The following is a 12,341-nucleotide window of genomic DNA, read 5'->3' as shown; positions in this document are numbered from 1 at the left end:
CTTCATGGAACCTCCTCGGGAAAGGGGACGAGAAAATTCCACTTCTGGCGTCAGCTAATGGGCGGGGGGATTACCCTGCCAGTTCCAAAGGGCTTTTCCCCTGGAAATGTAACTGACCGGCCAGCGCGGCACCCCGCGCGTGTTTGCCAGCCTCGACACCGCCGCCTCCCAGCTGCTGGCGCTGGGCGTGACCGTGTTCGAGGTGCTGCCGGCCAACTATGCGCGCGCGCCCAAGATCTACCGCCGAGGGCGGCCGGACGCGCTCAAGGCGCTGGACAAGCTCCAGCGCCAGGCTAAACCCGCCAAGCCGGCCAAGACGCCGACCGGCACGGCGGCGGTGGCCACCGTCGCCAAAAGATCCTGCCCAGCGATCGGGCTCAGCTGAAAGTGCCCGGCCTGCCGCGCACGCCCCGGTTCGGAGTCCCATTGTTCATGTCATGCAGCAACCAAATGCTTTATGAACTGGGTTGAATTATCATTTAGAATGACGGCACCGAGCAGCGCGTCTGAATTGCGATTCGCGCATGTTTCATTGAATTCCACGGGAATTCCTTCATTCTCGAATAGATGCCCCAGAGCCTCTGCCGTGCTCACTGAGAAATCACCATCTCGCTCTCCTCCATACATTGCGACGCGCATTGTCAGGCCATTGGTCCTGACGGCATATATATAATCGCGAATGGACGCTAAAACGTTTTCCGGCAGCAACTCTTTGTGATTAAAAGGCAGGAGATGGAATACTCGAACTTGCGCACCCGGCATGCGTTTGCCTGTGTAATAATCTATTTTCTCCGCAGCGCATGCGACCGCAATACATGTGGTCATGTTGTCGGTGACTACAGGCATGTTCACTTGACTGGTTCCAGTGCTATAAAGGTGCCGTGTCCCTTCATGGTTAGGTGTCAGACAGTTGTATCCCGCCACTTTGACGGTAGTGGAACGATCTATCTCAAAGCTATACGGGGATCCCGCATCAAAGCTGTCGACACGAACCAATGGGAACAAAGATCCGCTACGATCTTTTATTGAATTACCAGGGCATCCTCTTTCTGATTGATAGTCAGCTATAGGAACTTGTTTTAGCGTATATTCTCCATCTCGCCTCGCCAGTCGATGATGTGACAATCTTGGCGGGCGCCCGCTTAAACCATCGAATGCTCCTGCATTTGAAGCTGCTGGTTGATGAGAGGATGGGGCCGTGACATTCGGGGAAGATGAGGGTGATCCTATATTTCCACCGTATCGACTGCCGGAGGTGCTCGAAATACATTGACCCATGATCTTTACCGAAAAATATAATGGCATTTTATGCTAGATCCATTACCCCAGTCAATTCAGTGGGTTAGTGAATTATCGTATCCGAAAGCGAAGGGGAAAATTAAGGAGGTGTCCCTGAAAACTCCCATTAAGCAACTATTGCTCGCCGTGATCGCTATGTACGAATCCGTGCCGGCCCTCAAGTACCGTGGCCGCCCAGTCGATCCGGCCGTGGTTCAGCCGACATACGTGTAAAAATGACTCGAAGAATCCGATTTCTTTTGTGAAAACATGAAGTTGCCGGACAAAACGGCGCTTCCATCGGCTAATCCACCACCTCGTCCCTTTCGAGGTTCGGCACGCTGCAACTGTCTTGCGGATCAATGTAAACCAAGGCTGCACACCCATGCCTAGCGCTCCAACGGGGCGGTATGCCGTGGACTCGCAAAGCCTGCCGTCAAAGTGTGTAAGGGTCCGGCCCCCACGGTTGGCTCCTCAGGTTTGGTGTTGAGATATCGGTCTCCTTTAGATGAAACCGCTCCAGACGCTTTACGAACTGGCGGCTCTCGTCCTTCGAGGCCACCCGCAGAAAATCTATTGCGCGCTGTAGATAGACAAGCCGCTTCTGCTCCAGTGAGGTGCTTAATCGTCGAGGTTCAATCACCTTCGGGTCGACGGTTCCGCGAAGGCCGCGCTGATCCATTTCAAGGATTACGAAAGGCCATGGATGACGCTCCGACGCGTGTCGGCTATATCGGTCACCGATCGTTTCGCCTCGGGTGTTGATGGCTGCCGCCGCAGAACCCGGCTGATTGGCCTCCGCCCATTGACCAAGGGTGCCGCTGGACTGCGAATGCTTGAAGAATTGTGCGGGCAATAGCGGCTTCCCGTCGATCATGCGGATGCCGCCATCACCGACCGCTGCTACGGGGATTTCGTTGCCGCTCCAATCCTCGAACGCGTCACCATTGACGTTCCGATGGTGGAGGTCATCCATGAGCGTCTGTTGATCTGCTGCTTTGGACGTAGCCGACAGCGCGAAGATCTTGCATCCCGTCTGCGCCTTCTGGGTACTCAAGCAGAGCAACGTCGTCTCCGCTTTGGATGGCAGCATCTCCTTGAGTGCTGGAAGTACATCCTGGCGATATTGGGCAACCCGGTCGGGATCCGTTCCCAGTGGATCGATGATAAGGACCGAACGCCGCCCACCGATAATGCGGACATCCACGGCGACCGCATGCTCTTCGTAGCCTGGCAGTACGGCTACGGCCCTCTTGCCCGACGCGGGGATGCTTTTTCTCAACCATTGACCAAGTTCCTTGGATGTATCGAGCAAAGTCAATGGCGAGCCGGGTTTGCGCGCGGACTCCGCGGCGATTAGCGTCGGAATGACTACGGCGTCGAAGATTTTTTCTTCCTCTCCCGGCGTCCAGTTTCCATCGAGCAGCGCCGCGAAGCGTGCCTTGATTTGGCGAAGGGCGTTGATGGCCTCCGTTACGGGTTGAGATGTGCGCGAATCTTGCGCCCGTTCTTGGAGTGCTTGAGGGTGCGAAGAAGCAGTGCCAATGTCAAAAGTGGCATTGGGGTTCAAAGCGTGAGAAGGCCACATATCGGCAGGATCGGCCAAGTGCTCACCAGTCGACGCGCCTTGCCACTCATGGGCTGAGTCATACAAGTTGCCCTGGTATTCTGACCAGCCGCTAAAACCTTCATTGCCGGACCATCCTGCCCCTTGCCAATTGGGTGAGCCCTGCGGTTCGGGAGAAGCCGCGCGACGCGGTGGGGGAGGTAAAGCCTCGCGCAGTGCACTGGTCGAAGAAGAAGGCGAGTCCCTGCGCGATGGCGACAGCGACTCAGATGGCGAGGGCAACTCTGTAGCGTGGGCTGCATAATGCCCAGCTGGCCCTTCCACGCTTGGCTTTGAAGCGCACAGACCCATGTCGATCTCCTGCAGTGACTGTAGAGACAATTTTGGCGGGGAGCTCTCTGAATGTCGTTGGTTCACCGAAGTCATGGCTGGGACGACGAAGACATTGACGCGGAGGATGATCCATACCCCCCAACAGGCTGAGCATCAGCCTCCTGGCATTGCACCGGCTAAGATGGCGTTTTCGGGTTCGCCAACGGGACGCGGTGGCCGCAGCTGCGCCAGGAGCTCTTCCAGCGTGCTCAGACGCACCGTTCCCGCAAGGTGCCCGCCTCCCCGTGTTCCCGGCGCTGGCTCTCTTCGACCAGCTCGGTCCGCGCCGCAGCCAGTTCGGTGCACACGCTTTCCAGCGCTTGCACATCGCCGGTCCAGCGCACCTGCAGGGCTTGGTACTCCGCAGCCGCCAGGCGCAGTGCGTCGCGCACTGGCATTGGTCGTGTAGTTTTGTTGCGCCAAAATATCCGCTAACTCACTGATGCAATGGATGAAATCCAATCTTGTGATCTATTTTCACACGTATGTCGGTTGAACCCCAGCAGCAGGCCAGCGGCGCTGTGCGAGTTGCATCCTCCTTGCCTGGCTGCGCTGACTTTGCCAATTCACCGCACAGCCTAAATGACGCCGCCGTCCAGTTTGGCTGATAGCTTTGTCCAGTTTATTTAGTGCCGGCGTCCACTTGCTTGGCTGTATGTAGTCAACGCTCCATTTAGCGACTCGGTTAGCAGCAATCACTACTCAGCCGCCGATGCAGTGCGTAGGTTGATCGCTCTGTATTGCCTCTGGTTGCCGTAACGCGGCCCGTTCTTCTCAAGCGTGGCGCAAAGCCGGCCTTCGCCACAGGGAGCCACGTCCGCACGCGAAACGCGATCCAGGTAGTCGATGGACGCTCGAAGCTGTGCGAGTTCGGTTCGCTTTTCGTTGATGATGCCAATAGAGTAGGCCACCGCCCCCAGGCCCAACATGCCCGCTACGAGCATCGTGGCGGATGCAATGCCCATGCGTCTCGTAATCTTTGTTTCCAAGGATTGCTGGGCCTGCGCGTAACGTCGAGTGGCTTGCTGCAACGTCTCGTCCGCAGTGGCCATTTCTTTGTTGAATCGCTTGGCGGCTGGCTCCAGCGTCTGCGTCAATGCTTGATTGGTCAGCTGCGTCAGTCTCGGCAGTGCGTTTTCCAGCACCCGATTGACCCTGGAGTCGGCGCTGCCCACCGCGCTTTGCAGCACTTGGAGTTGTTCGGCGATGAGATCGCGCAGGTTGTGTTCGCGCTGTTGCATGGATGACACCAGCGTCGTCAACACCTTGATGGTCTGCTGCAACGAGGCGTTCGAGGCGTTCAACGTCGCCAGCATTTCCGCCATTGCAGAAGAGTCTTGCTTGTCCATGAGGTCTCCTCAGCTCGGCTGGTCATGGAAGAGATTCTGACTAACCACCGCCTCCTCCCCCACCGCCGCCGTCTCCACCACCACCGCCGTCCCCTTGGGGACCGCTCTGCATCGGCCCCTTGGCGAACTCTGGCAGCGTCATCACCATGACCGGCCCGCGGCTGGTGTTGATCTCTGCTGAGACATCCATTCCTAGCGCCTGGCGCGTGGCGACGTGCTCCTGGGCCTCCTGCTGGGCCTGTGCTTCCAGGAACTCGTTGCCTCTTTTGATCAGCGCCTGGGTTGCTGCGCTGTTGGCCACCCGATTCAAGGCTTGCTCGATCGCCAGCTCGTTCTTGCTGTCGAGCGCATAGAGCACCTCGTCTACGTCCGGGTCGCCCGTGATGGATTTCCGCTCAACCTGCGAAGAATCGTTTGGCGCATCCCTTCCCCCTGGGCCGGTGGAGCGCTGAGCTAGAGGTGGAAAGGCATCGGTTTGCTCAGCAGATTCACTGGGAGAGCGATGCGCTTGCTCGCGCTGCGGGAACTCGTCGAGGCTTGCGCCGTCCACGCTTCGGGTGTCGTCGCGAGCGAAGGGATAGGGTTCTCCGCGCTCGCGATACTCCTTCCATTTCTGGTGGAAGCGTTCGTCTTCCCGATCCGCCGCCTCAATCTCCTGTTGCAGTTGACGCAACGAGCGCATGGTCTCTTCCAGGAACAGGGCGCCACCCGGGTCTGCGGCGCTGCGGTCCTGCGCCGGGGGCGATGGGGTGCGCAGGTCTTCGGCTTCCGCCGATCCGACGGGCAAGCGATTCTCTGCACTGGCTTCCAAGGACTGCTCACGCGCTTGCGCGAGGTGTTCTGGGGGCAGCACCGGCGCGCCATGATCAGCGAGCAAGGCGTTTGAAGGACGGCGCTGTTCTGCCTCGGCTTCTCGCTCAGGCGTGGTAGACGCTGTGGAAAGCGATGCAATCAACGGTTCTGCTGTCGCAGGCGCTGTTGGGGCTATGACGCGAACCGACGCTGCCTCCTGCTCTCGCGTCGCGTTTTGCTGGCGGACCGACGCTTGCTCCATCTCTCCTTGCGGCGTTTGCCCGTGGTGATGCAGCGCTGACGGCCCCGCATCGGCCTGCGCGCTCTGAGAAGGTTGGCTGTCAGGCTCCGGGCCTTCGGAGGAAGACACTTGGACGCGCGCGGCGGCGCGGCTCTCCATTGCCTGCATTTCCAGCGCACGCTCTGCCTCTTGTGCTTGATGCGGCTGCGCGTCACCTGCATCGGGCGTTTGCTTCAGTGAGTCATGTGCGTCAGGAGCAAGACGTTCGCTCGCTGGCTGATTCTGTGTTTCCAGCCGTGAGCGTGCATCCTCCTGCTGCGACTGAGGGAGCGTTGTTTGCTGAGTCGGCGCGAGCTCTGGTGCGTGCAGCTGAGGGTCCGGTTGCTGCGAGGTGTGCTGGCTGGGGTCTTGCTGCTGCGCTTGCCGAGCCTGGACCTCAACTTGCCTGGTTTCTTGAGCCTGGTGGTCTTGTTGCTCCCGCTGCTGATTGTCAGCCTGGCGTTCCTGCGCCTGCCGTTGCTGGGCGTCCCTCTCCTCACGCTCCTGCAGCTCGCGTTGCTGGCTGGTCTGCGCTTGGCGCTCCTGCACTTGGCGCTCTTCCTGTTCGCGTTGCTGCCCGGCTTGGCGTTGACCTTCCTGCACCGCGTGCGCCTGGACCGCTTGTTCGCTTTGTGACCTGTCTTCGTGCTCAGGCTGTGCCTGCTGGAGGTGCTCGCGCACCTGCGCGGCGTGTTGCTCTTGCGCGAGGCGATCTTGCTGTTCGCGTTCTTGTCGCGCCTGCGCCGCCACAGAGGCTTGCATGCGTGTCTGGATATCCAGCACTTGCTGCGGATTGGACGACTCGGAGGTCGAGGTGTCCGCGTCTGCCGTTCCCTCAAGCACGCGCCCAAGGGTCGGCGATTCTCGCCGATTGGCTTGCGTCTCACTCAGCGCCTGCCGAATGTCATCGCTGCTGGTGACAGCCACCACGCGTGCGATGCCATCGAGCCCTTGCTGCAGGTGTGCGATGGGGCTGTCGTAGCCGTATTGCCCGGCCTCGTTGCGCTGCAATTGCTGCATGGTCGGCCCGGTGATGCCGTTGGCGTCCCTGGTCCGCTGCGCGGCCAGCTCTACGGCCTGCTGGGTTTGCGGATTGACGTTTAAATCGACGCCTGCGGACCGGTAACGGTGCAGCAGCTCGCTGTGCTCCATCTCGGCGGCCGTGGGTGCTGGACGCGCCTCAATCGCCGCCAGGGTCTCCTGAGCGCGCTCCAGCGAGGGCTGGCGCATCTGGTTGGTGAGCTCCAGCTCCGCCGCCAAGTTGCCGCTGGCGACGACATCCTTGCCGGCCCACTGGCCTGACTCGGTGCGCTGGTAAAGCTGGGCATCCGAGCCCACCACCGCGCCGGTCTTGGCCTGCGTAGTCTGCACCGCCGCCGGCACTTCGACACCGTAAGCCTGGGCGCGCTGCGCCGCATAGTTTTCCAGGTAGGCGGCAGCGATGGCTTCGCGCCCGGTGGCGATGTTGCTTTCGATGCGCCCAAGGGCTTCTTGGTTAAGCTGTTGCGCGCGTTCCGGGGGAGCGGTTTGGTGTTCGTAGCTGCCCCGGTCGTTGGCACCGGACACGGCGGTTTTGACTTGGCGTTCCCAAGTCTGACGCTCGGGATTGCGCTCCCAATTCTGGTTGTCCAATCCCACCTGATCGCTTGCCCGTGCAGGGAGGTTGAACGGGTCCTGGGGTGGCGGTGCTTTGCCCAACGCCAGCTCCACCGCCTTCGCGTTGGCCAGGGCGCCAAGCTCCTGCGATTTCTCATAGCTGGCCACCACGGGCTGCTCGCCAGACGTGCGGCGGCCCTCCTGGGCGAGGTCGATGGCCGCTTCGCGCTGCCAGTCGCGACCATTGAACTGCCACTCAACGCCCGCCTTGTCGGTCTGGTGATAGATGGCGCGGTTGTCCAGCAAATCGGCGCCCTTGTCGAACGCCTTGCTCATCAACAGCGCGTCGCCAACCACCAAGGCAGCCGGCACAAAGCCGCTGCCGCCCAGCGCTGCGGCGGTGGATGCACCACCGGCCCAACCGCCGACGTTGCGGGCCAAGGCATGGGTGAGCTCGGACTGTGCAGCGGTGGCATTGCCTTGTTCCAGCAACTCTGCCGAACGGCGGGCGGTAAGAACTGCGTCTGCCCCCGTCGCCAACAGACCGCCCGAGCGCACCAAGGTGCTGGCCGATGCATTGCCGAGCAACACTTCCATGGACGCGGCACCGCTTTGACCGCGAGGAACTCGCAAAGGCCTGGCGGCTTCCTCGCCCAAGGTGTTCTCAACCACGGCGACGCCACCGGGTGACAGCGTGAGCTTTCCGCCGTGGTAAGCGTCGGAGATGGCCTGACTTAAGCCATGCCGCTGAAGATCTAGGTTGCCGCCGCGGGTCAACGGCTGTCCTGAACTTTGAAGGTGATTGAGCGTGGAGACGATCCGGCCCTCGTTGTGCGTGACCACCGCCCATTGCCGTGTGTTCCAGCTCGCCTGCCCGTGCGCATCCATCTGCATCACGTTCTTCGAGGCGTAGCTCGTCGGCGAGTTGCTGATCGGATCATCGAAAAAAGCGTTGGTGATGGCCCGTGCCTGGTCCCTGGTTTGATTTAGACCGGCGTTGGTGTGGAGTTCGCCGTTGACTAAAGCCACCTGTGCCGCATCGCTTAGCCGTTGAACCTTCATCGCCATCCGGTCCAAAGCGCCCTCGTCCCCATTCAACGCGGCGATGCCGTCTTTCGTTGAAGCCAGATCCGACAAGGCCAGCATGGTCCCCGTTTTGTAGGCCCGCAAAGGACCACCCGAATGGGGGCTGACACCCAAGGTATGGGCCAACGCTCTGTCACTGGGCAGGTTGATGAGGTTAGTGGCCACATCTTTATGGAAACGACCCGACTCAACCAATGCCTGCAAGAGAGGATCTTCTGCAAACACTTGCTGCTCAAGAGCGTGGTGGCCCTGGAACAGGGGATTGCTGCTTGGCATGACCTAGGCTCCTTCCTCGTTGCCTCGTGGAATCAAATATCCGACGCGTCGATGAACGAGATGCCGCTGGATTCGGCGTCGTCTGGAATGCCCGCAGCGAGGACTGCGGCCTTGAAGACGTGGTCGCAGAACGCCTTTGGATTAAAAGGCGTGCGGAACACGTGAGCTCCCGCAAGTGTTTCGCTGCGGAACGCAAGGCTCGCGCCACCAGCCAGGGAGTAGAACTTCCCGCGCACGTAGTCGTCATCAACCTTGATTTTCAGCCTCGATGCTTCTTCATCGAGCGCATCCAGCTCGCGCACCACATCGCAAAGGTAGTGGCGCGGGCCTGGCGTGCCGTTGGCTAGACGGTAGTCGACGTCTGCGAAAGCAAACGCCTTCGGATCCACGGCCACCATGACGTCATGGAGGCGTTCGGAAACCAGCCAGTAGCCACTGAATCCCGCCTCCAAGTCACGTGGCTCGGGGCCTGCGCTTGGCTCATAGGTCAGCAACGGTGTTTCGCGAAAGGGCGGAAAACCGCCTTCGTCCGGCCGCAGGATCAGCCGGGGAGGAGAAAGAAGCTGGCGCTTGTTGGCGAACTGCACGCCACAAACTGGGTGATTGCTCTCCATGTCAGAAACAAGCATGAAGAAAGTGTCTGGCGCTGGCTTGTTCGGCGTTGTCGATTCCATGTGCTGCATCTCTTCCATCCTGATTTGGCCTCCGCATGCTGGGGAAAGCTTACCTCCCAGCAACCGATGAGAGATAAGAAACTGTTGAAATGCCTAGTGCAGTTAGATATTTGGCCTTCTCAAATGAGGCCCACGCGGACTGAATCGCGCAGCGTTTCCACCCGCCCGGCGATGCGCTCCAGAGCATCCGCATCGCCCGCCGGCGCTTCCACTCCGTCTGGGGTCTGCTCCAAGCGCCACAAACTCTGCCGTAGCCCGACTTGGTAGTCAGCGATGGGCCCCCCGCTATGCGGAGTGATGCCCAGGGTCTGCGCAACGCGGGGTCCGATGGCAGGAACAGTCGGTTCTCCGGCGCGTGAATATCGAAATGCCCTGCTTTCGACAACGCTTTGAGCAAGGGGCTTCGATCCAGCGTCTGTTGCTCGATGGCGTGGTGGTCTTGGAAAAGTGGCGGGCCCTCGCTGGGGTTGTAGACCAAGCGCGGGGTCTCGCGAAGTGGTGGGAAGCCGCCGCCTTCGGGGAGCAGGATCAACCGAGGGGGCGAAAGCAGCTGGTCTAGATTTTCGAAGACCACGCCGTTGGTCGGCCCGTTTATCTTGCCCGCCTCAAGAATGAAAAACTCCCCAGGCTTGGGCTGACCGGCGCTTGTCGATTCCATATGAAACATTCCATCCGCCTCTCGGCCGGCTGAAAAGCTTACCTTCAACCACTCTTGTCAGCCAATCTCGACTTTGGCTGAAAGCTCGGGCTGATGTTCACAGATGCGAGGGATAACTCGAAGTGAGACGTGGAATGGAGCCTTTGGACAGACCATTCCTTGCGCGCGCCCGTTTGAAATCATTCGGATCAGAAGCGAACGCTCGTTATGTGACAACAATCCCGGTCTAAGGGGCAGCTGGTGGGCTGTCTCTCTATCATTGGGCTACATTCGATTTGACGCAACGAATTCCGCAAGTGCTCATGCCCCAGACAGGCCAGACTCTCGACTCAACCGCTCAAGCTACCAGTGTCCCCTGGATCACCGCTGACCAGGTTGGGCCCCTTGCACGGCTAGAAGGAGGGAAGACGCCAATTCGCGTGGCTGGAAGAGCGAAGAAACTCTCGCCCTGGAAACAGTTCTGCTATGGGGTTTTTGAGCCTTACCCCGGCACCGAGTTGAGCTTCAGGATTCCCGTGGATGAGCAACCTCAAGACGACGCCCCGATCATCATTGCAGGCGTGTTGACGGTGAACAGAAAAATGTCTGTAGAGCTCCAGGGGCGTGTTGAGGGCCCCTGGCTCACGGTCACGCGCGAGCCAGTGGTGCCCATCCCGGATCGAGGACGCAATCCAGTGGCGATCGGGGAGTTCCTCGGGAAAAACGGCCTCTCTAGGCTCGGATTCCTTGCGAGCAAGACGGGCTGGGACGACATCTGCTCAGCAGCGCGATTGCCAGAACTGCGCAACAACTCGCAAGTGACGGCCCACTTCGGGGATGAAACCAAGTTCCTTGAAGCATTGAAGCAGCTCATTGGGACCGGCGTGAAAGGACTGGTCATCGCGCGAGGGGGTGGCGAGCGACTGGAGACCATTGGTGACTCACGCAACGTTACCCGTGCCCTGATCGAAACAGGCCTGCCCTTCTACGTCGCGCTCGGCCATGCCAACGACGTGCTGTTGCTGGACAAGCACGCCGACGATGTTTTCCTTACGCCCAGCGATTTCGGCCACCGCCTGCGAGCTTGTCTGGATGCAGCTCAAGAGGCAGAAGACGCACGAACCGAAGCAAGCGATGCCGAAGACAAGTTGATTCAACTCTCGACAAAACTGGATCGGCGGGAGTCCGAGCTTGACGAAACTCGCCATCGTTTGGGCGAACTTTTGCAACAGAGCAAGCTGGATAGTCAGGGCTTAAAAGCCGAACTCCGACAATGGAAGATGTTCGCTGCTGTCGCAGGAGCATGCATGTTCTTGCTGTTGCTGTGGCTTGCTATGCGGTGAGCAGTGGGTCCCGTTCTACGGAGCACATCTGCGCCGTCGTCACCCGATGAAAGAAGGGGGGCTATGCCCACCCCCTTGCCGCGAGGCTGACGTTCTTCTGGCCGCCGATGACCAGGTGGTCCAGCACTCGGATGTCCAGGAGGCCCAAGGCTTCCTGCAGGCGCTGGGTGACCTTGCGGTCGGCTTGGCTGGGCTCCGGATTCCCGCTCGGGTGGTTGTGAAACAAGATGAGGGCGACGGCGTTGAGCTCCAAGGCACGCTTGGCGACGACCCGGCTATGGACTTCGCAGCCGTCGACGGTGCCGGTGAACAAGTGCTCGGTAGAAATGATGTGGTGCTGGTTGTCCAGGAAGACGACCCCGAAGACTTCGTGCGGCAGATGTGCGCAGCGGGCCACCAGATAGTCGCCGGCTTGATCGGGGCTGTGGATGTGGCCTTGGCGTTGAAGGCGTTGCTCCAGGATGGCAGCGGCGGCGAGCAAGATGCCCTCCTCGTCCATCTGGAGTTGGTATTGAGCCTTCAGGTCTTGGGTGCGCTTCATCGGTTCTTCTCCACCAGCGCGTTGTGCGCCTCGTGGGAACCGGCAGGCGAAGCGTCCGGCCCTATCGCACCCGAGAGCGAGCACCGCGCAAGCGGCGCACAACGAAGGGCCGCAACAGAGCGTCAGCGTCGAGAAGGAGGCCTGTCCTTGCGGATAGGGGCAGCGAAGCCAAGATTCCCTTCAAGAGGCCCAGCGCTGGTGGAGACAGCACCATGCATGCCCCACAAAGCTTGCGGGCTAAACAGCATTCGGATGGACGGGACCGATGCATGTCAGCAACGATTGCTAGGCTTCTATAGCCTCAATGATGGCGCTCTCGCGGACATGCGCTTGCTTGCATGATGCCTGCATCGCTGGGCGCGAGAGACACGCAGCCATCGGGATGGATGAGCCCTGGCAACAACCATGACCTCAGACGTGATCGTCCGTATTTTCCAGCCCGTGCCAGGACAAATTTCCTCGGCCCGACGGCCAACGGTAATCCCCCCGCCCATTAGCTGACGCCAGAAGTGGAATTTTCTCGTCCCCTTTCCCGAGGAGGTTCCATGAA

The 12,341-nt window shown here is 60.0% G+C and carries 7 protein-coding genes and 4 pseudogenes; 2 read left to right on the top strand and 9 right to left on the bottom strand.

All coding sequences use genetic code 11. From position 1 onward, the window contains the following. Positions 1-112: 112 nt before the first annotated feature. Positions 113-471: pseudogene (locus LL972_RS20990) on the top strand (hypothetical protein); the annotation flags it as partial. Here the strand turns inward: LL972_RS20990 and xopAF are convergent. The 8 genes and pseudogenes from xopAF to LL972_RS20955 all read right to left on the bottom strand — a co-directional run. Further along, on the bottom strand, positions 436-1,278 hold the full coding sequence (gene xopAF / locus LL972_RS21720) for a XopAF/AvrXv3 family type III secretion system effector (RefSeq protein WP_323134239.1): 843 nt from the start codon (positions 1,276-1,278) through the stop codon (positions 436-438). The pseudogene LL972_RS20990 and the gene xopAF overlap by 36 nt on opposite strands. 436 nt (positions 1,279-1,714) lie before the next feature. Next, a complete protein-coding gene (locus LL972_RS20980) occupies positions 1,715-2,884 on the bottom strand; it encodes a YopJ family acetyltransferase (protein WP_228329233.1) in 1,170 nt (389 codons plus the stop codon). Positions 2,885-3,331: 447 nt separating this feature from the next. Next, positions 3,332-3,606, bottom strand: a pseudogene (locus LL972_RS20975) (DNA-binding protein); the annotation flags it as partial. 309 nt (positions 3,607-3,915) lie between these two features. Continuing rightward, entirely contained in the window at positions 3,916-4,566 is a 651-nt protein-coding gene (locus tag LL972_RS20970; RefSeq protein WP_228329232.1) for a hypothetical protein, read from the bottom strand. 40 nt (positions 4,567-4,606) lie between these two features. Beyond that, positions 4,607-8,596 (bottom strand): hypothetical protein, encoded by a 3,990-nt coding sequence (locus tag LL972_RS20965; RefSeq protein WP_228329231.1) that lies wholly within the window; start codon positions 8,594-8,596, stop codon positions 4,607-4,609. A 32-nt stretch (positions 8,597-8,628) separates the two neighbouring features. After that, positions 8,629-9,270, bottom strand: a complete 642-nt coding sequence (locus LL972_RS20960; RefSeq protein ID WP_429002214.1) for a DUF1629 domain-containing protein — start codon at positions 9,268-9,270, stop codon at positions 8,629-8,631. Between the two features lie 122 nt (positions 9,271-9,392). Next, positions 9,393-9,697, bottom strand: a pseudogene (locus LL972_RS21830) (hypothetical protein); the annotation flags it as partial. Between the two features lie 21 nt (positions 9,698-9,718). Beyond that, positions 9,719-9,928: pseudogene (locus tag LL972_RS20955) on the bottom strand (imm11 family protein); the annotation flags it as partial. Positions 9,929-10,443: 515 nt separating this feature from the next. Here LL972_RS20955 and LL972_RS20950 point away from each other — a divergent pair. Beyond that, the gene (locus LL972_RS20950) at positions 10,444-11,250 is read left to right on the top strand and encodes an exodeoxyribonuclease VII large subunit (RefSeq protein WP_228329228.1); all 807 of its coding nucleotides are present in this window, start codon (positions 10,444-10,446) and stop codon (positions 11,248-11,250) included. Between the two features lie 61 nt (positions 11,251-11,311). Here LL972_RS20950 and LL972_RS20945 read toward each other — a convergent pair whose 3' ends face one another. Continuing rightward, a complete protein-coding gene (locus tag LL972_RS20945; RefSeq protein WP_228329227.1) occupies positions 11,312-11,791 on the bottom strand; it encodes a JAB domain-containing protein in 480 nt (159 codons plus the stop codon). Positions 11,792-12,341: the final 550 nt, after the last annotated feature.

This window comes from Xanthomonas campestris pv. asclepiadis (genome assembly GCF_020784175.1).
GTDB lineage: Bacteria > Pseudomonadota > Gammaproteobacteria > Xanthomonadales > Xanthomonadaceae > Xanthomonas > Xanthomonas campestris_D.
This window is presented reverse-complemented; position numbering and strand designations above follow the sequence as displayed.

What these genes read in the sequence shown, in the direction of transcription:
- xopAF (WP_323134239.1), bottom strand. Translation starts at nt 1,278, where the DNA reads ATGGGTCAATGTATTTCGAGCACCTCCGGCAGTCGATACGGTGGAAAT.
- LL972_RS20970 (WP_228329232.1), bottom strand. Translation starts at nt 4,566, where the DNA reads ATGGACAAGCAAGACTCTTCTGCAATGGCGGAAATGCTGGCGACGTTG.
- LL972_RS20965 (WP_228329231.1), bottom strand. Translation starts at nt 8,596, where the DNA reads ATGCCAAGCAGCAATCCCCTGTTCCAGGGCCACCACGCTCTTGAGCAG.
- LL972_RS20960 (WP_429002214.1), bottom strand. Translation starts at nt 9,270, where the DNA reads ATGGAATCGACAACGCCGAACAAGCCAGCGCCAGACACTTTCTTCATG.
- LL972_RS20945 (WP_228329227.1), bottom strand. Translation starts at nt 11,791, where the DNA reads ATGAAGCGCACCCAAGACCTGAAGGCTCAATACCAACTCCAGATGGAC.